Origin of the sequence: Nocardioides sp. PD653-B2 (assembly GCF_002117935.1) — a bacterium.
Taxonomy (GTDB): Bacteria; Actinomycetota; Actinomycetes; order Propionibacteriales; family Nocardioidaceae; genus Nocardioides.
This window is the reverse complement of the sequence record NZ_BDJE01000042.1, coordinates 112,995-138,561: the sequence shown is the minus strand read 5'-3', so window position 1 is coordinate 138,561 and position 25,567 is coordinate 112,995. Positions and strand designations below refer to the sequence as shown.

The following is a 25,567-nucleotide window of genomic DNA, read 5'->3' as shown; positions in this document are numbered from 1 at the left end:
ACCTATCCGTGCAGCAGACCCTCTCGCGGGACTGCTCTGCCACTGTAAGCACCCTGCGTTCGAGGTGGAGCGAGAGGTCCGGATGGTCGCGATTTCGGCTCTCAACAGCAACGCCGTAAGGCATCGCCCAAGCAAGTACGGCGTTGCACCGTATGTGCGCCTGGCCGTGCCGCCAGACAGAGCTGTCGGCGAGCCGGCTTGGTGGACAGTCACAGATCACCCCCAGCTCCCGGTCAGGAAGGTCCTTGTTGGCCCTGGGCCCGCTAACGAATCCGCACGTATCGGTATGAGGTCGCTTCTTGTACGGACCGGCCACGTCGCTGAAGTGGAGCTCAGCAACGCGCCATACCGGTAAGCGCCCACGTCACCTGGCGCTTGCGAGTACAACAGCAGTTCCGGCGCATTCGTGGTGCGGATGCAAGGCTGGCGGCGGGCAGATCGCGCCAACCCGTACGTTGCTGGAATCGCTACGCCTGGACCGGTCAGTCGTCAAAGTCTGAGGCGCGTCATTGCGCCGCTTGATTCGCGAGGCACAAGGCCTAGTCGGCTAGAGGCAAGACACCAACTCCCGCGACTTGAGCAGCGAACTGCATGTTCCCGTCTACGGTAACGATGTGCACCTCTCGGCCAGCTAGAGACTGGATCGCGTCAGCGCGCTCGATGAGCTCATCGTCTTCCCGCTCGAGACGACGATGCTGTCGAGCGTCGAGCAGCAACTCAAGTGTTACTCCTTCGTCCAGTTCCACGACATCCAGCGGGGATGCGAAACGCGTCCGGATCCGACGCGATGTCACGCGCGCGCGGGTGCGGACCGTTTCCTTGCAGGTATCGCTGACCTTGTTCTGCCCGTTGCCGTTCTTGCTCTTGTCGAGCTCACGTAACACTGCGGCAGGAATCAAGACCCGAACAGGATTGGAGCTACCACTCAGCTCTCGCCACGGAATGTGGTCGAAGTAGGAGTCTTGGTGAAGGTAGATGTTCGTGTCGGGCACGAGAATGGTCTCCGGCCATGACGCTCAAGCCGCCGCGGCGGCCTCCAGCTGGTCGATCAGAACTTGAAGGCCGTTGTCCTGCCATCTCGATTCGGCGTTGAGGGTGTGGTTCACCATTCCGACATTGAAGGCCGTGGCCTTGCTCATCATCAGGTCGTGCCGCGGCGTTCGAATGAGCCGATCCACGGCGTCGGTGGCCAGGACGCCTTCGAGAAGGTCCGCAGTCTGTGAGGCCCACTCGTGATACCTGGTGAGCCGTTCGTCAGCACTGCCCGACACCCATTCGTGGACACGGTGTTGCTGTGCTTTGAGAAGCTGCACGATGTTCGCTACGTCCCTACCCGGGAGCGGGCGAACCTCAGGGATGATCACCGCCACACCTTCCTACGGACCTGCTCGGCGGTCCAGCGGCAGGCTGGCGCGATCGGTGCGTAGCCGCGTCTATCCGCGGCGTCAGCGCCGTCGGCGCACGTTCCCAGCGTTCCGGTCAGGGTGCCTGGATTGCATCGAGCCACTTGTGCGAGACGTCGCTGGTGCGCGCGACGTGAACCGTCACCTCGGCGCGCAGATCCGAACCCTTGACGATCGCCCGAGCCACGGGCACTCGGCCCTTGTCGGCGACGAATGCGACCAGATCGTGAATCTGCTCGCTGATCGCCTTGCTCATCACGCCGACGCGTTCGCCATCCAGGCGGACTTCTACGAGGCGTACCGGGTCGCCAGTCCTGCGGGGCTCTTCCACCACATGCAGTGTTGCCGCGACGTGGCGCGGGTCGGTCCCCAGCGCGAAAGTGCGCAGCACCTCCATATGCAGTTCTTCGCCCGCAATCTGGACGGCACGCCCCCAGGGCAGGACTGTGTGGGGTTCGTCGGGTAGATCGTTGAACGCGGTAACGCCGTTCGGGTCGGGCAGACGGACGCTGACGCTGCCGCGAACCCCGTTCTTCTTTCTAGCGCCGGTGTCCCGGTCCCAATCGTCGCGCCCGATCCATACCCGTGCCGGCACTTGCAGGTAGGTGCCTCGGTCGAGCGCCTCAAGCTTGGGCGCGTACGCGGCCGCGACATCTCGCGGGAGGTGCCCAACGAGGTGCTTGCCTTCTACCCAAACGGCGACCGCATTGGGATCGAACGCGTTCTCAGGGTCTGGCACGATCACGGCTACGGCTTCGGGGATCTCGTAGCCGTAGTCGGGCAGGCTACGTTGCCCGTACTCCGCCGCGATCGCCTTGAACGCGTCTTCGTGGAAGGACTCGCCCACGATGTCTTGGTGCGCGAGCTTCTCTGTCCACGGCGGCACGGGCCGGCCGAACGGTCGCCCGTCACTGGCCCGCGTCCCATGAGCTGTTGGTGCTTCTTCCGCGGCTGGCGTCTGCTGGTCTGGCGTCGCCGCAACGCGGTCGGTCCATGCAGCGCCGTCCCAATAGCGAAGCTGTCCGGCGCCGGCCGTATCGGCGTACCAGCCAGCCTCTGCGGTGGCGGGGATCTGCGACGGCTTGTTGCGGCTGAACCAACCCATGCTCCGCACGTTAGGACTGCAGCCGGGCACTCGTCACGGGAAACGCAACTTCCCGCCCCGGATGCAGTGAGCATGTTCCCCCAGACCTGCGTCGCTTCGCCGCCGATGAGGCGCGATCGTCGATGCCCCGGATCTACCGCTGGTAGCGCACGCCGCGACCGAGACCCGATCAGCAAACCGAGTGCCCCCATTCAGAAGGGGCAGGCCTCGGGCTGAAATCTCAAACGAGTGCGTCCCGCTGCTTGCCTTTCTCGTGACCTGGCGTATAATCGAACCTATGTTCGATTCACGCGTTCTTGTCGACACCGTCACGGTGAACGACTGGACGCGCCGACTCGGCACCCTGGACCGCCACCTCGAGGATCCCGCCAGGATCGACCTGATCCGCGCACTGGAGGAGCTGAAGTGTGCGGCGGAGGCCGCGCAGGCGGTGGTGACCGCTGACTTCGACGCCTCCCAGTGCGCCGAGCAGGCGGCCCAGGGTGTCCCGGCCGAGCGGCAGGGCCGAGGTGTCGCTGCGCAGGTTGCCCTCGCGCGGCGCGAGTCGCCGCACCGGGGTCAGCAGCACGTCGGTCTCGCGAAGATCCTCTCGACCGAGCTCCCTCACACGAGGGCCGCGTTCCGTGGCGGCCGGATCAGCGAGTGGAAGGCGATGCTGGTGGCCCGCGAGACCGCCTGCCTGAGCCTCGAGGACCGGCTGACGGTCGACGCGGAGATCGCGGGCAACCCCGAGCGGATCGAGGCCATGGGCGACGGCGAGCTCGTCGCCGAGGTCCGCCGGCTCGCCTACCAGCTCGACCCGCACTCGGTCATCGAGCGCCGGAGCCGCGCCGAGCGCGACCGCCGCGTGACCCTGCGACCGGCGCCCGACGTGATGAGCCAGTTCTCCGCCCTCCTCCCGGTCAAAGACGGGGTCGCGGTCTACGCCGTGCTGACCCGCGAGGCCGACCGGGCCCGGGCGGCGGGCGACGAACGCAGCCGCAGCCAGATCATGGCCGACACCCTCGTCCGTCGGGTGCTGGGCTCCGACGCCGCCACCGGTGTCGCACCGGGCGTGATGATCAACCTCGTCGTCAGCGACCACGTCCTGTGGGACCAGTTCAACGACGCCGCCCACCTCGATGGCTACGGCCCGATCCCCCCCGACCTCGCCCGCGAGCTCGCCGGCACCACCGGCGCCTGGCTCCGCCGCCTCTACGCCACCCCCGAGACCGGCCGCCTCGTCGCGATGGACTCCCGCGCCCGCCTGATGCCCGACAAGCTCGGCCAGCTGATCCGCCTACGCGACCAACGCTGCCGCACCCCCTGGTGCGACGCACCCATCCGCCCCTCCGACCACGTAAAAGCGGTCGCCGAGGGCGGCGAGACCAGCGAAACCAACGGCCAGGGCCTCTGCGAGGCCTGCAACTACGCCAAACAAGCACCCGGCTGGCGAGCCAGACCCAGCCCCGGCCCCCGACATCACGTCGAGACCACCACCCCCACCGGACACCAGTACTCCTCGACCGCACCACCCCTGGTCAGACCAAGGTTCGTCGAGACCCACCCCGGCGTCTGGACGCTCGTCGCCTGAGCCGGCTCGCGCCTGCCGGGAACTGTCGGTGGCTCCGCCTAGGCTCATCGGGTGAAGCGACGATGAGCAAGATGGACGCCCTGCGGGCGATGCGCGAGGCCAAGTACGAAGCCGCAGCCAAGGCCGCCAGGCCCGCCAAGACCGCGGCACCCAAGCTGCCGAAGGCCGACCCAGCGAAGGAGACGACGAAGGAGTCGGCGGAAGGCCTCTGCGGCCACCGAGCCATCAGCGGACGCACCTGCACCCGTGAGGCCGGCCACACGGCCAAGAGCCACCGCTACTCCTGAGCGACCAGCAACCGCAAGATCCGGTCCAGCTCGGCCCGGTCGGCGTCGCTGAGCACGGCGAGCCGCTGCTCCGTCGCCGTACGGCGGGCCTCCTCGAGGGCCGTGCCGAGTCGGACCCCCTCGGCCGTGGGCACGACGCTCGTCGCCCGGCGGTCCGCCGGGTCGGGCTGTCGCGCCACGAGCGACCGCGCCTCGAGCGCGTCGACGACCTCGGTGACCGAGCGCGGCGCGATGCGCAGCCGGTCGGCCAGCACGGAGAGGCGCACCGCGCCCAGCTCCCCCACGATCCGCAGCGCCCGGGCCTGGCTGGGCGTGATGTCCCAGGCCGCCATCGCCTCGCCGAAGGACCGGCGCATCGACCGCGCCGCGGTCATCAGCAGGTCGCTGGTCGAGTCGTCGTGGGTGTGCACGGGAACATCCTAGCGAATGCTGTTGTTTCCTCAACATGAGGTAACCTCAGCATATGACCTGATCTCCACCCGGAAGAGGTGAGCGCATGGAGGAGTCCATGAGCCGCGGCCGCGGAGGCCGCAATCCCCAGTCCCGAGACCCGCAGTCGAGGTTGGCCGACCAGCGTCAGCTCGCCGACGCCCCCGTCTCGCTGCGCCGGATCGGCCGCCTGTTCGCGCCGCACCGGGCCCGGCTGACCCTCGTGGTCGCCCTGATCGTCGTCAGCTCGCTCATCGGGCTGGCCCAGCCGTTCCTCGTCAAGCGGGTGATCGACGAGGCCATCCCCCGCCAGGACGTCGGCCTCCTGGTCGGCATCGTGCTCGCCATGGTCGGCATCGCCTTCGCGTCGTCCGCGATCGGCGTCGTGCAGACCTGGCAGTCCACGACCGTCGGCCAACGGGTGATGCACCGGCTCCGCTCCGACCTCTTCGGCCACCTGCAGCGCCAGTCGGTCGGCTTCTTCACCCGCACCCGCGGCGGCGAGATCCAGTCCCGCGTCGTCAACGACATCGGCAGCATGCAGTCCGTGGTCACCTCGACGGCCACGTCCATCGCCGCCAACCTCACCACCGTCGTCGGCACCCTGGTCGCGATGCTCGCCCTGAGCTGGCAGCTCGCCCTGATCACCTTCGTCGTGCTCCCGCCCGCGGTCGTCTTGACCCGCCAGGTCGCGCGGATGCGGTACGCCGTCACCTCCGCCCGCCAGGCGAAGCTCGCCGACCTCCACGTCCAGGTGGAGGAGGGTCTCTCGATCAGCGGCATCCAGCTCACCAAGACCCTCGGCGCCGCACCGACCCTGGCTCGCCGCTTCGAGCAGACCTCGGCGGAGCTCGTCGACCTCGAGGTGCGCTCCCAGCTGGCCGGGCGCTGGCGGATGGCGACGATGAACGTCGTCTTCGCCGCCGTACCCGCCACCCTCTACCTCGCCGCGGGCCTGCCGGCGACGTCCGGCGGGATGACCATCGGCACCCTGGTCGCCTTCGTGGCCCTCCAGGCCGCGCTCTTCCGCCCCCTGATGGGCCTGCTCAACGTCCAGGCCGACGTCACCGCCTCGCTGGCGCTCTTCAGCCGGATCTTCGAGTACCAGGACCTCCCCGTCGAGATCGACGACCCGGCCGATCCGGTGCGCCTCGAGCACCCGCGCGGTGAGGTCCGCTTCGACCACGTCGGCTTCTCGTACGGCGACGCACCGGTCCTGACCGACATCGACCTCACGGTCCCGGCCGGCGGGTCGCTGGCCCTGGTCGGCGAGACCGGCAGCGGCAAGACGACGCTCGCGTCGCTGGTCGCGCGGCTCCACGACCCGACCGGCGGTGCGGTCCGGATCGACGGGGTCGACCTGCGCGACCTGACCCTCGAGGACCTCGCGGCGACCGTCGGCGTGGTCACCCAGGAGACCTACCTCCTGCACGCGTCGGTGCGCGACAACCTGCTGCACGCGAAGCCGGATGCCACCGGTGCCGAGATCGAGTCCGCGGCCCGGGCGGCCCGGATCCACCACGTGATCGAGGCGCTGCCCGAGGGCTACGACACCATGGTCGGCTCCCGTGGCCACCGGTTCTCCGGTGGCGAGAAGCAGCGGCTCGCGATCGCCCGGACGCTGCTGCGCGACCCGCGGATCCTGGTGCTCGACGAGGCCACGAGCGCCCTCGACAACGAGACGGAGCGCGCCGTCCAGGCCGCGCTCGACGACCTCGCCGTCGGCCGGACCACGATCACCATCGCGCACCGGCTCTCGACGGTCCGCGACGCCGACCAGATCGCCGTCCTCGACCACGGCCGGGTCGTCGAGCTCGGCACCCACGAGGAGCTGCTGCTCCGCGGTGGGCGCTACGCCGCGCTGGTGCGCGGCGGGCTGGTGAGCTCGGCAGCCTGACCCAGGGCCGTGGCCCGGCAGACCTCGGCCCACGGCGTCGGGCCGACGCCGGCGTACGGCGCCGGGCGGACCTCGCTGGAGCTCGTCGGCCACATGCACCGCGGGATCCTCGACCACGACGCCCACTTCGCGCAGGTGACCGGCCAGCTGGCCGCCGACCTGGGGCTCACCGGCTGATCAGCAGCCGTGGTTGGCCTGGGCGCAGGTGTCGATGCCCCACTGCAGGTCGTAGCTCCGCTGCACCCCTGAGTAGCGGACGACCACGTGGATGGGGGTCTGCTCCATCTCGTTGCCGCCGTCGTCGACGTACGCGTAGACCATCCGCCACCACGTGCGGCCGTGCGGGTCCATGGTCGTCGTCGCCTGCTCGGTGTGCCCGTCGGGGAACGTGTAGCTCACGTCGTATGCCATGAATCCCTCCGGAACCAGCCCGCCGGCGACCCGGATCGCCCGGAAGCCACCCCCGTTCGCCGGGGCGAAGATGCTACTGACGCGGTAGGTCTCCACCTGCTCGACGGGCGTCATCGGGAGCGGCTTGTGCACGGTGGTCGTGCCGGCCCGGACGTCGCAGAGCACGAACCGGTCGCCCTTGACCCAGAACGTCGTGGTCCCGCCGTCTGCCTCCGGGAACGCCGCCTCCGGATCGGCACCCGGCAGCACGTCGGCCAGCTCGTCCACGCACGGGTTCGTGCCCGCCTCGTCGCCGCCGTCCTGGTTGCCGGTGGTCTTCGCCGAGGGGGCCCGCGACGGGGTCTCGCTGGGCGTCGCGCCCGTCGGGGCGCCCGACGTCGATGTCGATGTCGACGCCACGGGCGTGCCTGCGGAGTCGTCGTCACCGCCGACCTGCACGGCCCACGCGGCCAGGCCGACCACGAGGACGACCGCCGCGGCGGCCACCCCGGGCAGCAGCCAGCGTTGCGCCCGGGACGGCTCGCCGTCCCGGGTCGCGGCCAGCAGGTCGGCGCGGATCCTGGCCCGGGTCCGCTCCGGCATCGGCTCGTCGGGAGGCGGGGTCAGGTCACTCATCGAGGTCTCCTCGGGTCTGGTCGGCGAGCCGGGCGCGGGCCCGGGAGAGGCGGGACCGCACGGTCCCCACGGGGACGTCGAGCGCGGCCGCGGCCTGCTCGTAGGTCAGGCCCGACCACACGACCAACCCGAGCACCTCGCGCTCGTGGGTCGGCAGGTTGTCGATCGCAGCCAACACCCCCTGCATCCGCTCGCTCGACCCCAGCCGGTCAGTCACCCGCTCACCGTGGTCGGTGGCCACCGTGCCTCCCTGCATACCCGTCCATGTCCGCGGACGAGGGTGAGTTCCCTAGTGTGTGCCCCGTGACGGACGCACTGCACGAGGGTGACCGGGTCCTCGGCACCCTCTCCCCCGACCTCGTCATCGGGTCCGGCTCCGACCTCGACCAGCTGACCCGCGCGTCGGGTCTCCCCCTGGCCCGGCCGATGCACGTCACGAGTGGCACGACCGGCGTGCCCAAAGGCGTCTACAGCGGCGTGCTGAGCGAGCCCGACGCGGCGGCCCTGCTCGCCGAGGAGCGCGACCTGTGGGGCTTCACCGACACCGACGTCAACCTGGTGCTGAGCCCGCTCTACCACTCCGCGCCGCTCCGGTTCGCGATGGGCACGGCGCTCGCCGGCGGCCGGGTGGTCATCCCGGGACCGTTCGACCCCGCCCTGGTCACCGCGGCGATCGAGGTCGAGCGCCCGACGACGATGTTCTGCGTCCCGGCCCACCTGCAACGGCTCTTCGCGCACTGGGACCGGGTCGGCGCCCCGGACCTGTCCTCCTTCCGGCTGGTCGCCCACGCCGGCGCACCGTGCCCGCCCGCCCTCAAGCGCCGCCTGATCGAGGCGTTCCCCGACGGGACGACGTGGGAGTTCTACGGCGCCACCGAGGGCCAGTTCACCGCCTGCCGCAGCGAGGAGTGGCTGGAGCGGCCGGGCACCGTCGGCCGGGCGCGGCCCGGCCGGACCCTGCAGGTCGAGCAGGACGGCACGATCTGGTGCGCGGTGCCGTCGTACGCCCGCTTCGAGTACTACGGCGACCCGGACAAGGCAGCCGCGGCCTGGCGCGGCGAGTCGTTCACGGTGGGTGACCTCGGGCGCCTCGACGACGCCGGCTACCTCTTCCTCGACGGCCGCCGCGAGGACCTGGTGATCACCGGCGGGGTCAACGTCTACCCGCTCGAGGTCGAGAACGCGTTGCGGGAGCACCCCGGCGTCACCGACGTCGCGGTCTACGGCGTGCCCGACGACCGGTGGGGCCAGCGCGTCTGCGCCGCGGTCGTCGGGACGGCGACGGCCGCGGAGCTCGACGCGTTCGCCCGCGAGCGGCTGGCGCCACCGAAGCGACCCAAGGAGTACCACCACCTCGACGACCTGCCGCGCACGCTGACCGGCAAGGTGCTGCGCAGCCGGCTGACCGACTCCTAGCTAGCCGGCGAACCGGCGCCGGTACTGCTGGGGGCTCAGCCCGCGGACCCGGCCGAAGTGGTGGCGCAGCGTCGCCGCGTTGCCGAAGCCGACCTCGCCGGCGATCCAGTCGATGGAGTGGTCGGTGCGCTCGAGCAGCTCCTCGGCCGCCTGCACCCGCTGCCGGGTCACCCAGGAGTGCGGCGTGGTGCCGGTCTCGGCGCGGAACCGCCGGGCGAAGGTGCGCGCCGACATGTGGTTGCGCTTGGCCAGCGTCTCGACGCTGAGGTCGTCACCGAGGTTCTCGACGATCCACTGCAGCAGCGGACCGAGGGTCTCGGCGTCGCAGTCGGGCACGGCGTTCGCGATGAACTGCGCCTGCCCGCCGTCGCGGTGCGGGGGAACGACGATCCGTCGCGCCGTCGTCGCGGCCACCTTGGCGCCGAAGTGGTCGCGCATCAGGTGCAGCGACGCGTCGATGCCGGCGGCCGCACCGGCACCGGTGAGGATGTTGCCGTCATGGCAGTAGAGGACGTCCGGGCTGACCTTCGCCTCCGGGTAGGTCCTCGCCAACAGGTCGGTGTAGCGCCAGTGCGTCGTGCACTCGCGTCCGTGCAGCAGCCCGGCCGCGCCGATCTCGAAGACGCCCGAGCAGTGCGCGTAGATGGTCGCGCCGCGCGCGTCGGCGGCGCGGATGGCGTCCAGCACGGCCGGGTCGTGGTCGCGGAAGTCGTACTTCGGTGCGAGGCAGACCAGGTCGGCGTCCTCGGTGGCCTCCAGGCCGCGCTCGACGACCAGGTTGTAGTCCGAGCGACCGCGCACGACCCCGGGGCGCGGCGTGCACACCCGGAAGTCGAAGACGGGGTTGTCGTCCTCGGGGTGGTAGGGCTCCCCCCACACCTCGACCAGCGAGCCGAGCCCGAACGGCTCGGCGCCTTCCTGCACGATCACGCTCACCTTCTGCACCGGCCCAGCAAACACCCGATCTGGCAGAAAATCAACGTAGGGTGACTTTTCTGCCACTCGTGGCAGGATCTCGCGAGGCGCAGTATTACTGCCATGACCTACCTGATGATCCTGCTGCTGATCGTGGCGGCGATGAGCGTGGCGACCATCCGCCTCATCGTCCGTGACGGCCGGGGGCCCCAGCGCCCGCCGGTCTCGCACTTCGAGGACGCCCGGTTCCGGGCCCCCGTCGCGCACTGATGTGCTGCCCTGTCCTGAGCTTGCGCAGGACAGGATCCGGCAGCCAGGTCGAGTAGCCGTACGACCGACGAAGGAGGTCGCAACCGGCGTATCGAGACCGAGAACGACGAAGGCCCGGCCACCTCGCGGTGGCCGGGCCTTCGTTGCGTAACGGGTTCTGCGTGCCGGTTAGTTGCTTCCGCCGGTCAGCTTCTCGCGCAGCGCCTGCAGGGCCTCGTCGGAGGCGAGCGAACCGCCGCCACCGCCCTCGACCTCGCCGGTCTCGACGTCGTCGCCACCGCTGGAGTAGGTCGTCGCCTCGCCGGCCTCGACCTCGGCCACCTTGGCCTCGGCCTGCTGCTTGACGTGCGCCTCCCAGCGGGCGTGCGCCTTGGCGTACTGGTCCTCCCAGACCGCGCGCTGGTCGTCGAAGCCCTCGAGCCACTCGCCCGTCTCGGGGTCGAAGCCCTCGGGGTAGACGTAGTTGCCCTGCTCGTCGTAGGTCGCGGCCATGCCGTAGAGGGTGGGGTCGAAGTCCTCGACGTCACCCGCGGCAGCGGTCTCGTTGGCCTGCTTGAGCGACAGCGAGATCCGGCGACGCTCGAGGTCGATGTCGATGATCTTGACCATGACGTCGTCGTTGACCTGGACGACCTGCTCGGGGATCTCGACGTGACGCTCGGCGAGCTCGGAGATGTGCACCAGGCCCTCGATGCCCTCCTCGACGCGCACGAACGCACCGAACGGGACCAGCTTGGTGACCTTGCCGGGCACGATCTGACCGATCTGGTGGGTCCGGGCGAAGTGCTGCCACGGGTCCTCCTGCGTCGCCTTCAGCGACAGGGAGACACGCTCGCGGTCCATGTCCACGTCGAGGACCTCGACGGTGACCTCGTCGCCCACGGCGACGACCTCGGACGGGTGGTCGATGTGCTTCCACGACAGCTCGGAGACGTGCACCAGACCGTCGACGCCGCCGAGATCCACGAACGCACCGAAGTTGACGATCGAGGAGACGACACCCTTGCGGATCTGGCCCTTCTGGAGCTGGGTCAGGAAGCCGTGGCGAACCTCGGACTGGGTCTGCTCGAGCCAGGCACGGCGCGAGAGGACCACGTTGTTGCGGTTCTTGTCGAGCTCGATGATCTTCGCCTCGAGGACCTGGCCGACGTACGGCTGCAGGTCGCGGACGCGACGCATCTCGACCAGCGACGCGGGCAGGAAGCCGCGCAGGCCGATGTCGAGGATGAGTCCACCCTTGACGACCTCGATGACGGTGCCCTCGACGACGCCGTCCTCTTCCTTGACCTGCTCGATGGTGCCCCAGGCGCGCTCGTACTGGGCACGCTTCTTGGACAGGATCAGGCGGCCTTCCTTGTCCTCCTTCTGGAGGACGAGAGCCTCGACCTTGTCGCCCACGGAAACGACCTCGGAGGGGTCGACGTCGTGCTTGATCGAGAGCTCACGGGACGGGATGACACCTTCGGTCTTGTACCCGATGTCGAGGAGGACCTCGTCACGGTCGACCTTGACGATGGTGCCTTCGACGATGTCGCCGTCGTTGAAGTACTTGATGGTCGCGTCGATGGCCGCGAGGAAGTCTTCTTCAGAACCGATGTCGTTGATCGCGATCTGAGGCGCGTCGTAATCGGGAAGAATCGAGATGGTGCTCGTCATAAGGGAGTTGGGTCCTTGGATGGATGATGTCGTGCGGGCACGTCGAAGATCGATTTCACTCAACCGGTGATGGCAAGCGAGCACTGGGTCCGCTCCGTCTGGGACGCAGGCAGACCTCCGGCGCACCCTGAAGCCTACGCGGGGCGCCCGACGTACGTCCAACCGGCGGGAGCGGGCGATGTCCACCCGGGGGGCTACGCTCCGAACGTGGAGAACCACCCACCGGTGCGGGTCGAGCGCCGGCCCGTGACGGAGGAGGAGTCCCGGCGGGCCAACGGCCCCGACTGGGACCGCTACGCCGACGAGTACCAGTCGACCCACGGCGAGTTCCTGGGTGACGACGGCTTCGTCTGGGGACCCGAGGGCTTCACCGAGGCCGAGGCCCGCATCCTCGGCGACCTGGCCGGTCGCGACGTCCTCGAGGTGGGCTCCGGCGCCGGGCAGTGCTCCCGCTGGGTCCGCGGGCAGGGCGGCCGGTCGTACGGTCTCGACCTCTCGCACCGCCAGCTCCAGCACTCGCGCCGGATCGACGTCGAGACCGGGGTCGCGGTCCCCTCGGTCCTCGGCACCGCCACCCAGCTGCCCTTCGCCGACGGCTCGTTCGACGTGGTGTTCTCGTCCTTCGGCGCGCTGCAGTTCGTGAGCGACATCGCCGACGCCGTGGCCGAGACCGCGCGGGTGCTGCGCCCCGGCGGGCGCTTCGCGTTCTCGATCACGCACCCGACCCGCTGGATGTTCCCCGACGACCCGACCGAGGCGGGCCTGCTCGCGAGCCAGTCCTACTGGGACCGCACGCCGTACGTCGAGGTCGACGACGCCACCGGCGTCGTGTCGTACGTCGAGCACCACCGCACCCTCGGCGACTGGGTCGCGCTGCTCGCCGGCCACGGCTTCGTCATCACCGACCTCCTCGAGCCCGAGTGGCCCGACAACCACGACCGCGTGTGGGGCGGGTGGTCGGGCGTCCGGGGCAGGTTCACCCCCGGTACCGCGATCTTCGGCGCCCGGCTCGGGTGAGCCGGACGCCGAAGGAGGTCAGATCAGGGAGGGTCAGCTCGAGGTGCCGGCCAGCGCCTTCGTGCTCTTCTCGTTGCCGGCACTGTCGCGACGGCTCGCCGTGAGGAGCAGGGCCAGACCGGCGAGGACGCAGAGCGCGCCACCGACGAAGCCCACGATCGGCATCCAGAGGGTCATCATGTCGAGCATCCGCATGTTGGTCTTCGCGTCGTCGGCGAAGGCCTTCTGCTGGTCCTCGGTGAACCCGATGTTCAGGTCCACGACCTGCGTGCCGTCCTCGAGGTACTGCTGCATGCTGTCGGTCTGCTGCTGGATCGCACCCGTCTTCGGCTCGACGTAGATCGTGGTGAGGTCGTCGTACGTGCCGGGGATGCCCTCGGCGATGTCGATGGGCTCCTTCTCGGCCTTGATCTCGTAGACGTAGGTGTCGATGCCGAGGATGTTCTTGGTGCCCTTGTAGACCGCCGGAAGCGCCCGGTCGAGGGTGCCGTTCCAGTAGGTGTAGTCCTTCTTCTGCGAGTCGAAGGGCCACTTGTTCACGAGGCCCTCATGGGGCACCGCGTCGGTGGGCAGACCCTTGAAGTCCGCGATCGCCTCGGCGCTGACGCGGTCGGTGGCGAAGACGTCGGTGGTCGCCGTGACCAGGCGCGGGTCGTCGCCGTCGACGCAGTTGGGGGCGTTGTCGACGTCGATGACCACGCACGCCGTCTGCACGAAGACGATGACGTCGTCGTTGGAGGCGTCCGCGTCGGCCTTGCTGATGCTCTCGACCTTGACCGGGTTCTCCTCCATCTCGCCCGTGGCCGGGTTCAGCTTGTTCACCGTGCCGTCGAGATGGGTCGTCTGGTCGACGTCGAGCGGAGTCTTCTTGACCACACCCGGGGCCCACACCGTGGCGAGGACCCCGACCACGAGAAGGAATGCGCCCAGTCCGAGCAGCACCATTCCGAACCACTTACGCTTCACTGCGTCCCCTCCCAAGGATGTGCGATCCGGTGCACGGTAGCAGTACTCACCGGTAGATTTGGGGCGTCCGTCACACCCGTGACCGAAAATTGTCCGGACACCTGTGACAAACTCCCGGCGTGCTGCGCCGACCCGACAAGTTCCTCCTGGCGGGCGCGCTCCTGATCGCGGCGCAGCTCGGTTTCCGGACCTGGGCGCTCGCGGGATCGTGGTTCTACTTCGACGACCTCGCCTTCATGTCCCGGGCGATGAACCAGCCGTTCGATCTGGCCTACCTCACCGAGTCGTACGGCGGCCACCTGATGCCGGGCGGGTTCGCCGTCGCCTGGCTGCTCACGAAGTGGGCCGTGTTCGAGTGGTGGCCGTGGGCGCTCACCCTCCTCGTGATGCAGGCCGTCGCCGGGGTCGCCATGTTCCGCCTCCTGGTCGCGATGTTCGGCCGCCGTGCGTTCGTACTGGTCCTCCTCGCGGGCTACCTGGCGTGGGTCTTCACCTTGTCGGCCGGCATCTGGTTCGCCGCGGGCATCAACCAGCTGCCGATGCAGATCGCGCTCGGGTTCGGCCTCACCTCCCACCTCGCCTACCTCCGGACCCGCCGCACCCGCCACCTCGTGGCCACCCTGCTCTGGACCGCCTTCGGGCTGCTCTTCTTCGAGAAGACGCTGCTGCTGTTCGGCCTGTACGCCCTCGTCGCCGTGGGCTGGTTCGGCACCGGCAGCACCCCGGTCCGGCTCCGCGGCCTGTGGGACCGCTACCGCGCCGGCATCGTCGTCCACGCAGCCGTCGCCACGTGCTACCTCGCCGTGTACGTCCACTGGGGTCTCAACTTCAGCGCGAACGACTCGGCCCGGGTCGCCTGGGGGCCGATCGCCTGGAACCTCGTGGGCGTCGCCTTCTCGCCCGCCGTGGTCGGCGGCCCGCTGACCTGGCTGCCGCTCAGTGTCGGCTCGTTCGCCGACCCCTCCGACCTGGTGATGCTCGTCTCCTGGGTCGCGCTGCTCGGGGTCGTGGCGTACGCCTTCTACACCCGCACCATCAGCAAGCGCGCGTGGTCGCTGATCGGCTTCAGCCTGCTCGCCGACGTGGTGCTGCTGGCCACCGCGCGCGCCGGCCTGGTCGGGCCCGAGATCGGTCGCGAGTACCGCTACCAGACCGAGTCGGCCGCCATCGTGGTCCTCAGCCTCGGCCTCGCGTTCCTGCCGCTGCGCGGGGCGGTCGACGTGAACGAGCCGCGACCCGGCGTCCCCCGCTCCTACGAAGGCCGCGCGTTCATCGCGACCGTCGCGACGCTGGTGGTCGCGGCCGCGGCCTTCTCGAGCATCCGGTACGTCGAGCTCTGGCAGGACCGCAACCCGTCCGAGGAGTTCTTCGCGAACGTGCGCGCGACGCTGGCCGACGCCGACCAGCAGCCGGTCCCCCTGGTCGACACGGGGATCCCGCAGACGCTGCTCTGGGCCTACCGGTACCCCGAGAACTCCTACAGCCACATCCTGCGGCCCTACGCCGACATGACCTCGTACCCACGCAGCTCGGTCGACTCCCTCTACGTCCTCGACGACGCCGGCCGGGTCACGCCCGTGCGGATCGACCCGGCCCGCCGGATGAAGAAGACGGACGGCTGCGGCTACGAGCTGGAGGCCGACGGCACGACCGTGATCCCCCTCGACGGGCCCGTCATCGGCGGCGGCTGGTGGATCGACCTCACCTACGCCGCCGACACCGACGTCTCCCTGACGCTGACCGCCGGTGAGGAGGTGCACGAGCTCGACCTGCCGGCCGGCGACCACGACGTCTACGTCCAGGCCGCGGGGACGTTCCGCTCCGTCGAGATCTCGGACCACTCGCCCGGCACCGACCTGTGCGTGAGCGACCTCGTCCTCGGCACGCCCGTCCCGGACGGCGACGAACCGAGCGCATGAGCGTCACCGAGGCACCCGCGGGAGTGTCGAGCCGGGCCTGGCTGCGCAGTCACGCCGTGCTGGTCACCGCCGGCGCGATGATCGTCGTGCAGCTCGCCTATCGCTCGTGGGCGACCTACGGGGCGTGGTACCACTACGACGACTTCAACTTCATGGCGCGCATGGCCGGGGCCGGTCCCAGCCCGGCGGCCGCGATCGAGCCCTACATCGGGCACGTGATGCCGGCCGGCATGTACCTCTCGTGGCTGGCCGACGCGATCGCACCGTACGACTTCCGGGTCACCGCCACCCTGCTGCTGGGCATGCAGGCGGGGGCCGCCGGCGCGCTGCTCTGGACGCTGGTGCGGATGTTCGGCGTCCGGCCCGGCATCCTGCCGCCGCTCGCGTTCTACCTGTTCTGCGTCATCACGACCCCGGTCGCGATCTGGTGGGCGGCCGGCGTCAACCAGCTGCCGTGGCACGTCGCGCTGTTCGCCGGGCTCGGCACGCACGCGACCTACCTGCGCACCCGCGAGCTGCGCTACGTCCTGATGACGGTCGGCTGGTCGGTCTTCGGGCTCGCGTTCTACGAGAAGACCGTGCTGCTCTTCGCGGCGATCGCCTTCGTCTCGCTGGCCTACTTCGCGAGCGGCACGCTCGGGGTGCGGGCGGTGACCGTGCTGCGCACCTACGCCCGAGGGGTGGCGGTGTACGCCGGGGTGCTCGGCGTCTACCTCGTCGCATACGTCGCGTTCGCCCTGGACTTCGCGCCGGGCGCGGCCGTGAACGACGGGCTCGACCAGGTGGTGTGGAACATGGTCGGCCGCGGGTACGTGCCCGCGCTGGCGGGTGGACCGGTGCGGTGGGAGTTCCTCGACCAGGCGGCACTGCCCGACCCCGGCAGCGCGGTGCGCTGGGCCGCGGTCGCGGCCGTCGCGCTCGTGGTGTGGGAGATCCGCCGGGCTCGCACCCGGAGCCTGCGTGCCTGGCTCCTGCCCGCGGCGTTCCTGGCCGTGAACGCGCTGCTGGTGCTGGCCGGCCGGGCGACGTACCTCGGCACCCAGGTGAGCCTCGACTACCGCTACCAGGGCGAGCTCGGCGCGGTCACCGCCGTGGCCCTGGCCCTCGCCGTGCTGCCGCTGCGCGGCGCGGTCGAGCCGGTGGAGCGCCGGCGAGCCAGCGAGCTGCTCGACCACCCGCGGCGCGTGGCGCTCGTCGTCGTCACCACCATCGCCGTGGCGGCGGTGTCGAGCACGGGCTTCGTCCGGCACTGGCAGACCCACGACCCGGCCCAGGCGTACTTCGACAACCTGCTGGGCGCGCTGCGTGCCGACCCCACCCGGGTCGTGCTCGACGACACCACCGTGCCGGTCGTGGTGATGGGTGCCTACTCCTACCCCGACAACACCCTGAGCCACCTGCTGACGAGCTACTCGGACGAGACCTCGTTCCCCCGGGCGGCGGTCGACCGGGTGTCGACCGTGACCGACAGCGGCACGGTGGTGCCGACGGTGGTGACGCCGCTCGAGCAGGCCGCGCCCGGGCCGCAGTCGCAGTGCGGGTACCGGATCGAGGACCGGCCCCGCACCATCACCCTGGCCCCGACCGGGATCGACGTGCTCCCGGACACGCGCGAGCACTCGGCGGTCTGGGTCAGGATCGGCTACCTCGCGAGCGGACCCAGCCCGGTGACGGTGCAGGTGGGCGATGAGACGATCAGTGCCACCATCGTGGGAGGACTCCATGCGCTCTACCTCAGGACCGGCCTGGTCGCCGACGCCGGCACGCGCGAGCAGGTGTCCCAGGTGACCGTCTCCGGCCTCCAGGGCGGTGCCGCCCTGTGCACGAACGACCTCACCGCCGGTCCTCTCGCGCCGATCACCTCCGCGACGCAGGACGCGTCGTGACCTTCCAGGACCGCACCTTCCCGACCCTGAACGCCGTCCGCGCGATCGGGGCGATCATGGTCGTGCTGACCCACTCCGCCTTCAACACCGGGCAGATCAACCACGGCTGGGTCGGGGCCGCGCTGGCGCGCTTCGACTTCGGCGTGACGCTCTTCTTCCTGCTCTCCGGCTTCCTGCTCAGCAGGCCGTGGTTCCTCACCGCCGCCCTCGGTCGCCCCGAGCCCTCCACCCGGCACTACCTGTGGAAGCGCGCCCTGCGGATCCTCCCGCTCTACTGGGTCGTCGTCGCGGCAGCGCTCGCCCTCGACCCGGCCAACGACGGCGCCGGCTGGAAGGTCTGGCTGAGCAACCTCACGCTCACCCAGCTCTACCGGCCCGTGCTGCTGCCGAGCTCGCTCACGCAGATGTGGAGCCTCTGCACCGAGGTCGCCTTCTACCTCGTGCTGCCGCTGCTGTGCTGGCTCCTCACCTGGCACCCGGGCCGCGGGCACCGCCTCGACCTCCGGGTCGTCGTCGCCGGGTCCTCCGTGCTGTGCGTCGCCGGCGTCGCCTGGCAGGCGGTCGTGGCGCAGATCCCCGGCAGCGAGGGCCACTTCGCCCAGTGGCTGCCCGGCTACCTGCCGTGGTTCCTCATCGGCGTCTGCTTCGCCGCCGTCTCGGCGAGCCTGGCCGTCGACCCGCGCGAGCACGTGCTCGACCGGATCGCCCGCGACCTGCCCGGCTGCTGGATCCTGGCGACCGCGATCTTCGCGGTCGCCTGCTCCCCCCTGGCCGGACCGCGCCAGCTGCTGATCCCGGGCGGCTGGGAGGCCGGCTCGAAGGTGGTGCTGTACGCCGCAGCCGGAGTGTTCTACCTCCTGCCGCTGGTGTTCGGCCCCGAGCGCGAGGGCTGGGTCCGCACCCAGCTCAGCGGGCCGGTGATGTTCTGGCTCGGCGAGATCTCCTACGGCGTGTTCGCGATCCACATGCTGGTGCTGAACGCCGTCTTCTCGGTCCTCGACATCCCCATCTTCACCGGTCGGTTCCTGACGGTCGCCCTGACGACGCTGGGCGTGACCATCGTCCTCGCGAGCATGTCGTACTACCTGTTCGAGCGGCCGATCATGCGGGCCAAGAACATCGGGCTCTTCGCCCGGATGGACGCGCGGGCGCGGCCGGTCGGGGCCACCGTCCGATGACCCCGCCCGGCGGCCGCCGGGCGCCGCAGGGACGGTCGTCCGGCCGTCGCGTCGTCCTGGCCGGCCTCGTGCTGGTGGCCGCGGCGACGGCGTTCCGGTGGTGGCAGGTCCAGGGCACCTGGTTCTTCTACGACGACCTGTACTTCGTCCAGCGGGCTCTCGAGGAGCCGTTGTCGTGGTCCTACCTGGTGACGCCGTACAACGGCCACCTGATGCCCGCCGGCGCGCTGCTCACCTGGGTGAACGCGCAGATCGACCCGATGTCCTACGGCTGGCCGGCCGCGGAGATCGTGTTCTTCGCCGCCGTGGCCGGGATCGGCATGCTGCGCCTCCTGCTCCGGCTCTTCGGAGCCCGCTGGGCGGTGCTCGTGCCGCTGACCGCGTTCCTCTTCTCGCCCATCTTGGTCCCGGCGACGATCTGGTGGGCCGCGGCCGTCAACCAGGGCCCGATGCTGATCGCGATCATCTTCGCCCTCACGTCGTTCGTGGCCTACCTCCGCGCACCCCGCTGGCCGGCGCTGGCCGCGACGTTCGCCTGGATGGCGGTCGGTCTGCTGTTCGTCGAGCGCACCCTCGTGGGGTTCCCGATGCTCTGGCTGGTCGCCCTGCTGTACTTCACCGCCGGCCCCCTGCCGCACCGGCTGCGCGAGCTGTGGCGCCGCTACCGGGCGGCCGTCGTGGTCCAGGTGGTGGTGGTCGCCGTCTACCTCGCGCTGTACGTGCCGTTCGCGCTCAACTTCGACGCGGGGTCGGTGCGCAGCCGGCCGCTGTTCGGCGTGCTCCGCGACCTCGCCGGGGTCGCCTTCCCGGTCGGGGTGACCGGCGGTCCCCTGCACTGGCAGGTCTCCGGCGTGACGCAGAGCGAGGCACACCCCTCCCAGCTGCTGCTCGTCCTGTCCTGGGCCGTGCTGGGCACGATCGTCCTCGCCTCGGCCATGACCCGTCGCCACGGCCTGCGCGCGTGGCTGATCCCGCTGGCGAGCCTGCTGGCGAACGTCGCCCTGATCTCGGTCAGCCGGGCGATCTACTTCGGCAGCGAGATCGCGCTCGACTACCGCTTCCAGACCGAGTCGGCGCTCACCGTCGCCCTCGCGCTCGGTCTCGCCTTCCTCCCGGTCCCCGGCGCGCGACAGTCGGCGGAGCCGCGCCCGGCCACCTGGAGCATCACGACCCCGTCCTGGGCGGTGGTCTCGGCTCTGGTCTTCGTGACGATCTCGGTCATCAGCACGGCCGGCTACCCGCTGCGCCACCTCACGACGACCAGCCCCGAGCGCTACTACCGCAACGTCGAGGCCGGGCTCCGGGCCGATCCCGACGTCGAGCTCCTCAACCGCACGACGCCGGACTGGCTGTGGGCACCCCTCGCGTATCCCACCAACACCTACCTGCACATGTTCCGGATGGTCACCGCCGACGTCCCGGCGTCGAGCTCGGTCACCGACGGAGGCACGATCGTCGACGACACCGGCAGGTTCCGGAGCATCGCCTTCGACCCGGCCCGCGCTCAGCTGGAGCGCGTCGGCGCCGACGGCTGCTTCGGCACGGCGACCGACGCCACCTCGCGCTGGCGCCTCGACGGTCCGGTGCTGGGACCGGACTGGTACCTCCGGATGCGCTACGACGCCCCGGTCGCCACCGACGCGACGATCTCCGTCGGCGACCGCGACGTCCACGTGCACCTCGAGGCCGGCGGGCATCTGCTGATCACCGCCGCCCCGGGCTCCTACTCCACGGTCGACGTCCGCCTCGAGGACGGCGCCCCGGAAGTCTGCCTCGAACGGATCGAGATCGGCTCGGTGTCGCCGGGCCCCTGAGCCGCAGCGCCGGCAGGGCAGCGACCAGCAGGCCGACCGCTGCGAGGATCCAGGCCTGGCTCCACGTCAGCGCCCAGCTTTGCTCGGTGATCTGCTCCTGGCTCAGGCCCAGGCCGCCGGCCAGCAGCGCGAGCCCGGCGAGCCAGCCCCACTCGACCCGCCGCCAGACGACACCCACGACGACCCCGGCGACCACGGCCACGAGCCCCCACCAGCCCGCGAGCAGCGCACCGGCGCCGACCACCACGGCGACGTCGGCCGGACCCGGCCGGGCCGGGCGCAGCGCAGGCGCGGACTCGCGCACCGGGCGGCGCCGCGGCCAGAGCGCGACGCCGAGGACCAGGAGGGCCGTGGCGAGACCGGCCGCGACCAGCACGACGAACGGGGTCGCGGGCGCGTAGTGGAGCGTCACCGTGCCCGCCTGCCCCGGAGGCAGCCGCCAGCCCTGCTTCCAGCCGTCCATGCGCTGGACCGGGAGCTCGGCGCCGTCGAGGGTGGCGGTCCAGCCGGCGTTGAGGTTCTGAGGGAGGGTGAGCACCGTCGCGGTGGAGCGCGCCGGCACCTCCACCGACGTGGGAGACCCGCGGTCGTCCCGGTGGACCACCACGCCGCCGAGCGCGGCGGCCTCGGAGGCGTCGCGCGCCTCGAGGGTCACCGAGTCGGCCCGGAACACCGGTGTCGGCGGCACCAGCAACGCGGTCGACTCGGCCGCCAGGGGCAGCTGGGCGGAGCCGCACACCCGCATCGGCACGCTGGCGCCCCGGATGAGGTCGCGGGTGCTGGCCCGGAGCGCCGTGTCCCGGATCTCCCCCGCCACCACCACCTGCGGGCCCACACCGCAGGGGAACGACCGGTCCGCGGACGCGCCGGCGTTGAGCAGCGAGCCGTTGACGCGCAGCTCGGAGATGCCCGCCGGGAGGCGGACGAACTGCTGTCCCACGGTCGAGAACGCCGGTTCGGTCTCCCTGACCTGCAGCGTCAGCGTGGTGACGTCCCAGCCGGGGAGGGTGACGGTGCCGCGCTCGTCGACCGGGAACACCCGGCTCCGGTCACCGGAGGTGAGCCGGACCTCGGTCGGGAGCGCCGCCGGCGCGCCCGGGTCGATCGTCATCGTGAGCGTGTGCACGCGCTGGGGCGCCGGCAGCCGGAGGAGCACGGTCTCGTCCGGGTTCCGGGAGACCCAGGTCGTGCCGGGGTCGCCGTCCCCGAGCGCGACCGGGCTCTCCGCGACGTCGCGGATCGGGGCGTCGCTGGTCACCTGGACGCCCGACGAGAGCAGCACGCTGGCGTCGGTGGTCCGGCGCAGCGACACCGTGCCGTGCAGCTCGTAGACGTCCTGGAACGACGGCACGAACCGGCGGGCCAGGGTGTCGCCGTCCTCGCCGGGCGCGATCAGGGAGTCGTCGCAGGCATAGGTCACCGCGCCGGTCGGTGCGCAGACCGCGCGGTCCTGGTCGCGGGTCAGCGAGACCGCGTCGACGGGCAGGCGGTCGTCCGGCAACGGCAGGTCGAGCACCCGCTGGGCGACGACCTCGGGGACCTCGACCTCCGCGATCGAGAACACGCCGGGGAGCACGACGTCGCGGCCGGCCGAGGTGATCCGCAGGAAGGTGGCGTCGTCGGCGCCGAGCGCGAAGGTCCGGGCCTCCCCCGGCGGCGGCGCCGGCACCACGCGGGTGCCGGCGTCCGTCTGCAGGAGCAGCTGCCCGACCGCGGCCGAGCCTCGGCCCAGGGTGACCTTGACCCGCGACAGCGAGGTCGGCCGCGCGAACGACTCCTGCCACCACTGACCGGTGGGGTCGAGGTTGCGGGCCGACTGCCAGGCGGTGGCCGGGTCCAGGTCGAGGGCGGCTCCCGGGTGCGTGCCGACCGCGAGCGGTGCCTCGGCGTCGGAGTAGGCCTGCGAGCTGCTGGCCTCGGCGGAGACGACGTCGCCGGTCCACGCCTCGGTGGTCTGCCAGCGCTCGGGGTGTCTCAGGAAGCGGTGCTGGTGCTCGGGACCGCGTAGCCGGAAGGGCTGGATGGCCGGCATGGTCGCGGACTGGTTGGCGCGCACGGCCGCGAAGTTGACCTCGCGCCGCTTGCTCCCGTCGGTCAGCACCTGCCCGCGCTCGTCGCCCTCGGCGTCCTCGGCGACGACCCGCGGCCCCGCCCCCAGGTCGGCCATGCCCTCCTGGAGGCTGCTGCCGGGATCACCGACCAGGGCCTGGGGGTCCCCGGTGAGCGTCGCGGCCGCGGCACCCTCCACGTCGTACACGTCGACGGAGCCGGTGACCGCCGAGATCCCGGAGCCGGCGACGACCCGCACGTCCCCCTCGGCCGTGGTGACCTCGGTGTAGGGCTCGACACCCACGTCGGGTCCGAACGACTTCGCGAGCGTGATGCCCGGTGAGCGGACCAGGACGCTGCGCACGTACGCCGGGTCGGGTGCACCAGTCTGGAACCGGTCGAGGTCGTTGCGCACGACCAGCCGGCCGACACCGTTCTCGGCCAGCACGGCAGCCAGCGTGTCGCTGGGGTGCCCGGCCTCGAGGGCGCGGGTGACCGCGTCGAGGAAGGCGACGTTGCCGGGCTGGGCGAGCGGGATGACGTTGCGGACCGCCCACGGGCTGTCGGCCAGCCCCTGGAGGATGTCGTCGTGGACGTTGCCCCACTCGTAGACCCCGAAGGCCGACGCGGGGACGACGAGCGAGACGGTGCCGTCGTCGCTGTCGTGGAGGTAGTCGGCGACCTGGTACCAGTAGCCCGGCACCTCGACCACGCCCTCGCGCGGCGCGATCCGGTCCTGGGCCCACGGCAGCGTCATGGCGACCACCGCGATCACGGCCGCTGCCCGCAGCAGGCGGACGGCCCACACGGAGCCGCGGTCGCGCCGGCCGCCGACCAGGGACGGCAGCTGCCCCATCACGTGGGCGAGGCCGAGGACCAGCGGGATCCGGAGGACGAGGTCGAACTTGTGCAGGTTGCGCAGCGCCGCCAGCGTCCCGTCCAGCCACGAGCCGCGGTCGACGGCGAGGAAGCCGGCCAGCTCGCCGGAGTAGCCGAAGCCGACCAGCACCAGCCCGGTCAGCACCCCCCAGGTCAGGAACCGCTGGTGGGGGTTGCTGCGCAACGCGACGCCCGCGAGCCCGAACGCCGCGACGACCGCCGCGTCGAGCACGAGGAACGGCGTCGCCACCAGCTGCTGACCGGCCGGGAAGTCGATGCCGGCGAAGTAGGCGACCCAGTCGGACTGGCCCAGGAACGTGCGCGCCAGGTCCGTCGGGACCGTGGTGATCGTCGCGTTCTCGATGTAGTCGAGGAACGGCACGCTGTAGCGGCCCACGAAGACCAGCGGGCCCGACCACCACAGGGTCGCCAGCATCGTGAAGAGCGTCCACCAGCCCAGCAGGGGCCACTTGCGCGGACCGGCCGCGCGGGTCAGGATCCAGATCACGCCGAGCGGGAGCACCGCGGCGACGGCGATCGCGTTCACGCCGCCGCAGCAGGCGACCGCCAGGGCGCTCCAGGCCGCGGCCCGGCGTACGGACCCTCGTTCGCTGCCCACGACCAGCGGGATCAGCACCCACGGCGCCAGCGCCATCGGCCAGATCTCCACCGACGTGCCCCCGAGCAGGGTGGTGATCCGCGGGGTGAGGACGAACGCGAAGCCGGCCAGCACCTGGGTGAGAGGCGAGCCCAGGCCCAGCCTCTGGGCCAGCCGGACGACGCCGAAGAACGCCAGGCAGAGGAGGAGCGCCCACCAGAGCCGCTGGGTCACCCACGGAGGGAGGTGCACCAGGTCGCCGAGCAGGAAGAACGGCCCCATCGGCCACGCGTAGCCGTAGGCCTGGTTCTGGACCTGCCCGAACGCGGCCGACGGGTCCCACAACCGCAGGCCCCTGGACAAGAACTTGAGGGGGTTGGTCAGGAGGTCGAACTTCGTGTCCGCCACCATCCGCCCGGCGGACTGGGAGAACGCCATCGCGGTCAGGATGGCTGCGTAGCCGAACATCCGCAGACGTGACGTGGCCAGCCCCGTGCGCGGGGCGTCGTCCTGGGGGCTCACGCCTTCCGCACCACGATCACGAGGTTCCACGTGACCAGCTCGCGCAGGCCCGGCACCCGGGTCAGGCCGTAGCTCCAGCGCGGGTTGTAGCGCGGCAGCACGTCGAGCACCTCACCGGCCCGCTGCCGGCGCGCCCAGGCGACCCCGTCGCGCACGGTCACCGCGAACAGCGACTCGCCGTACTTGTTCTTGGGTTCGTGGCCGTGCTTGCGCGCGTACCGGCGCCGGGCGCGGGCACCCCCGAGGTAGTGCCACGGCGAGGTCTCGTGCCCTCCCCACGGGCCGTACCAGAGCGTGAAGGAGAGGAACGCGATGCCGCCGGGGCGGGTGACCCGGAGCATCTCGTCGGCCATGTCCCAGGGGCGGGGCACGTGCTCGAGGACGTTCGAGGAGTAGCAGAGGTCCACGGAGCCGTCGGCGAACGGCAGGTTCATCCCGTCGCCGATGACGGTCCCGCGGGCGATGTCGCCCAGCCCCGAGAGCTCGCCGACATCGGCGTCCAGGGCCCAGTAGGTCGCCCCGGCCGCCCGGAACGCGTCGCGGAAGTAGCCGGGGCCGCCGCCCACGTCGAGGACGGTGCTCCCGGACAGGTCGAGGTAGCCGGACAGCTGGCCCACCGAGTCGGCCGCGAGCGCGGAGTAGAAGCGCGCCGGGTCGGCCTGCTCCTGCCGGAAGTCGCCCATCAGCCGCACCGAGCGCCTCAGGTCCGCGGTCCACGGTGTCGTCGACCCGCTCAGCATGCGGGAACCATAGCCGAGGCCT

At 71.0% G+C, this 25,567-nt stretch carries 22 protein-coding genes; 11 read left to right on the top strand and 11 right to left on the bottom strand.

Features of this window, described 5'->3' with window-relative positions; genetic code table 11:
• Positions 1-539 precede the first annotated feature (539 nt).
• The 3 genes from PD653B2_RS18635 to PD653B2_RS18625 form a co-directional block, all read right to left on the bottom strand.
• Positions 540-992 carry a PIN domain-containing protein gene (locus tag PD653B2_RS18635; RefSeq protein WP_165763537.1) on the bottom strand — a complete coding sequence of 151 codons (453 nt, stop codon included), beginning with the start codon at positions 990-992 and terminating at the stop codon, positions 540-542.
• A gap of 24 nt (positions 993-1,016) precedes the next feature.
• Positions 1,017-1,364: a hypothetical protein gene (locus PD653B2_RS18630; protein WP_133058932.1), complete on the bottom strand. Its 348-nt coding sequence runs from the start codon at positions 1,362-1,364 to the stop codon at positions 1,017-1,019.
• Positions 1,365-1,479: 115 nt separating this feature from the next.
• Entirely contained in the window at positions 1,480-2,508 is a 1,029-nt protein-coding gene (locus PD653B2_RS18625; RefSeq protein WP_085873893.1) for an HIRAN domain-containing protein, read from the bottom strand.
• A gap of 277 nt (positions 2,509-2,785) precedes the next feature.
• Here PD653B2_RS18625 and PD653B2_RS18620 point away from each other — a divergent pair, with 277 nt between their 5' ends.
• The gene (locus PD653B2_RS18620) at positions 2,786-4,081 is read left to right on the top strand and encodes an HNH endonuclease (RefSeq protein ID WP_085873892.1); all 1,296 of its coding nucleotides are present in this window, start codon (positions 2,786-2,788) and stop codon (positions 4,079-4,081) included.
• Between the two features lie 62 nt (positions 4,082-4,143).
• Complete coding sequence (locus tag PD653B2_RS18615) at positions 4,144-4,368, top strand: hypothetical protein (RefSeq protein ID WP_133058933.1); 225 nt, start codon at positions 4,144-4,146, stop codon at positions 4,366-4,368.
• Here PD653B2_RS18615 and PD653B2_RS18610 read toward each other — a convergent pair.
• The gene (locus PD653B2_RS18610) at positions 4,359-4,778 is read right to left on the bottom strand and encodes a MarR family winged helix-turn-helix transcriptional regulator (protein ID WP_085873890.1); all 420 of its coding nucleotides are present in this window, start codon (positions 4,776-4,778) and stop codon (positions 4,359-4,361) included. The two genes, PD653B2_RS18615 and PD653B2_RS18610, sit on opposite strands and share 10 nt — an antisense overlap.
• Before the next feature lie 86 nt (positions 4,779-4,864).
• On the opposite strand from PD653B2_RS18610, the gene PD653B2_RS18605 reads away from it, so the two are divergent.
• Both PD653B2_RS18605 and PD653B2_RS25405 read left to right on the top strand, forming a co-directional pair.
• On the top strand, positions 4,865-6,694 hold the full coding sequence (locus PD653B2_RS18605) for an ABC transporter ATP-binding protein (protein ID WP_278247439.1): 1,830 nt from the start codon (positions 4,865-4,867) through the stop codon (positions 6,692-6,694).
• Between the two features lie 9 nt (positions 6,695-6,703).
• Positions 6,704-6,871, top strand: a complete 168-nt coding sequence (locus tag PD653B2_RS25405; protein WP_207559318.1) for a hypothetical protein — start codon at positions 6,704-6,706, stop codon at positions 6,869-6,871.
• Here the strand turns inward: PD653B2_RS25405 and PD653B2_RS18600 are convergent, their stop codons facing one another.
• Both PD653B2_RS18600 and PD653B2_RS25400 read right to left on the bottom strand, forming a co-directional pair.
• Positions 6,872-7,720, bottom strand: coding sequence for a hypothetical protein (locus PD653B2_RS18600; protein WP_085873889.1), 849 nt, complete (start codon positions 7,718-7,720; stop codon positions 6,872-6,874).
• Positions 7,713-7,937, bottom strand: coding sequence for an RNA polymerase sigma factor (locus PD653B2_RS25400; RefSeq protein WP_242665343.1), 225 nt, complete (start codon positions 7,935-7,937; stop codon positions 7,713-7,715). The genes PD653B2_RS18600 and PD653B2_RS25400 overlap by 8 nt, the downstream gene beginning before the upstream one ends.
• An 86-nt stretch (positions 7,938-8,023) precedes the next feature.
• Between PD653B2_RS25400 and PD653B2_RS18590 the strand changes: the two genes are divergently transcribed.
• Positions 8,024-9,136: a class I adenylate-forming enzyme family protein gene (locus tag PD653B2_RS18590; RefSeq protein WP_242665342.1), complete on the top strand. Its 1,113-nt coding sequence runs from the start codon at positions 8,024-8,026 to the stop codon at positions 9,134-9,136.
• On the opposite strand, the gene PD653B2_RS18585 is transcribed toward PD653B2_RS18590, so the two are convergent.
• Positions 9,137-10,081 carry a GlxA family transcriptional regulator gene (locus PD653B2_RS18585; RefSeq protein WP_085873886.1) on the bottom strand — a complete coding sequence of 315 codons (945 nt, stop codon included), beginning with the start codon at positions 10,079-10,081 and terminating at the stop codon, positions 9,137-9,139.
• Between the two features lie 93 nt (positions 10,082-10,174).
• Here PD653B2_RS18585 and PD653B2_RS25145 point away from each other — a divergent pair, with 93 nt between their 5' ends.
• On the top strand, positions 10,175-10,321 hold the full coding sequence (locus PD653B2_RS25145) for a hypothetical protein (RefSeq protein WP_165763536.1): 147 nt from the start codon (positions 10,175-10,177) through the stop codon (positions 10,319-10,321).
• A 168-nt stretch (positions 10,322-10,489) separates the two neighbouring features.
• On the opposite strand, the gene rpsA is transcribed toward PD653B2_RS25145, so the two are convergent.
• Positions 10,490-11,977, bottom strand: a complete 1,488-nt coding sequence (gene rpsA, locus PD653B2_RS18580; protein WP_085873885.1) for a 30S ribosomal protein S1 — start codon at positions 11,975-11,977, stop codon at positions 10,490-10,492.
• Positions 11,978-12,184: 207 nt separating this feature from the next.
• Here rpsA and PD653B2_RS18575 point away from each other — a divergent pair, with 207 nt between their 5' ends.
• The gene (locus PD653B2_RS18575; RefSeq protein ID WP_085873884.1) at positions 12,185-12,994 is read left to right on the top strand and encodes a class I SAM-dependent methyltransferase; all 810 of its coding nucleotides are present in this window, start codon (positions 12,185-12,187) and stop codon (positions 12,992-12,994) included.
• Between the two features lie 33 nt (positions 12,995-13,027).
• On the opposite strand, the gene PD653B2_RS18570 is transcribed toward PD653B2_RS18575, so the two are convergent.
• Complete coding sequence (locus PD653B2_RS18570; protein WP_133058934.1) at positions 13,028-13,960, bottom strand: DUF3068 domain-containing protein; 933 nt, start codon at positions 13,958-13,960, stop codon at positions 13,028-13,030.
• 119 nt (positions 13,961-14,079) lie between these two features.
• On the opposite strand from PD653B2_RS18570, the gene PD653B2_RS18565 reads away from it, so the two are divergent.
• Genes PD653B2_RS18565 through PD653B2_RS25140 form a run of 4 tightly spaced genes read left to right on the top strand, consistent with a single transcriptional unit; the run spans position 14,080 to position 20,757 of the window.
• Positions 14,080-15,879, top strand: a complete 1,800-nt coding sequence (locus PD653B2_RS18565; protein ID WP_085873882.1) for a hypothetical protein — start codon at positions 14,080-14,082, stop codon at positions 15,877-15,879.
• The gene (locus PD653B2_RS18560; protein WP_085873881.1) at positions 15,876-17,765 is read left to right on the top strand and encodes a hypothetical protein; all 1,890 of its coding nucleotides are present in this window, start codon (positions 15,876-15,878) and stop codon (positions 17,763-17,765) included. Before PD653B2_RS18565 ends, PD653B2_RS18560 begins: the two co-directional genes overlap by 4 nt.
• The gene (locus PD653B2_RS18555) at positions 17,762-18,943 is read left to right on the top strand and encodes an acyltransferase family protein (RefSeq protein ID WP_085873880.1); all 1,182 of its coding nucleotides are present in this window, start codon (positions 17,762-17,764) and stop codon (positions 18,941-18,943) included. Before PD653B2_RS18560 ends, PD653B2_RS18555 begins: the two co-directional genes overlap by 4 nt.
• Complete coding sequence (locus PD653B2_RS25140) at positions 18,940-20,757, top strand: hypothetical protein (RefSeq protein ID WP_085873879.1); 1,818 nt, start codon at positions 18,940-18,942, stop codon at positions 20,755-20,757. Before PD653B2_RS18555 ends, PD653B2_RS25140 begins: the two co-directional genes overlap by 4 nt.
• On the opposite strand, the gene PD653B2_RS18545 is transcribed toward PD653B2_RS25140, so the two are convergent.
• Positions 20,648-24,805, bottom strand: coding sequence for an alpha-(1->3)-arabinofuranosyltransferase domain-containing protein (locus PD653B2_RS18545; protein ID WP_085894202.1), 4,158 nt, complete (start codon positions 24,803-24,805; stop codon positions 20,648-20,650). The genes PD653B2_RS25140 and PD653B2_RS18545 overlap by 110 nt on opposite strands.
• A complete protein-coding gene (locus PD653B2_RS18540; protein ID WP_085873877.1) occupies positions 24,802-25,545 on the bottom strand; it encodes a class I SAM-dependent methyltransferase in 744 nt (247 codons plus the stop codon). Before PD653B2_RS18540 ends, PD653B2_RS18545 begins: the two co-directional genes overlap by 4 nt.
• Between the last annotated feature and the right edge of the window lie 22 nt (positions 25,546-25,567).

Bases quoted from the DNA above. Each gene is read 5' to 3' on its own strand.
- PD653B2_RS18620 (WP_085873892.1), top strand. From the start codon at position 2,786: ATGTTCGATTCACGCGTTCTTGTCGACACCGTCACGGTGAACGACTGG.
- PD653B2_RS18615 (WP_133058933.1), top strand. From the start codon at position 4,144: ATGAGCAAGATGGACGCCCTGCGGGCGATGCGCGAGGCCAAGTACGAA.
- PD653B2_RS25145 (WP_165763536.1), top strand. From the start codon at position 10,175: ATGACCTACCTGATGATCCTGCTGCTGATCGTGGCGGCGATGAGCGTG.
- PD653B2_RS25140 (WP_085873879.1), top strand. From the start codon at position 18,940: ATGACCCCGCCCGGCGGCCGCCGGGCGCCGCAGGGACGGTCGTCCGGC.
- PD653B2_RS18625 (WP_085873893.1), bottom strand. From the start codon at position 2,508: ATGGGTTGGTTCAGCCGCAACAAGCCGTCGCAGATCCCCGCCACCGCA.
- PD653B2_RS18540 (WP_085873877.1), bottom strand. From the start codon at position 25,545: ATGCTGAGCGGGTCGACGACACCGTGGACCGCGGACCTGAGGCGCTCG.
- rpsA (WP_085873885.1), bottom strand. From the start codon at position 11,977: ATGACGAGCACCATCTCGATTCTTCCCGATTACGACGCGCCTCAGATC.
- PD653B2_RS18605 (WP_278247439.1), top strand. From the start codon at position 4,865: ATGGAGGAGTCCATGAGCCGCGGCCGCGGAGGCCGCAATCCCCAGTCC.
- PD653B2_RS18600 (WP_085873889.1), bottom strand. From the start codon at position 7,720: ATGAGTGACCTGACCCCGCCTCCCGACGAGCCGATGCCGGAGCGGACC.
- PD653B2_RS18560 (WP_085873881.1), top strand. From the start codon at position 15,876: ATGAGCGTCACCGAGGCACCCGCGGGAGTGTCGAGCCGGGCCTGGCTG.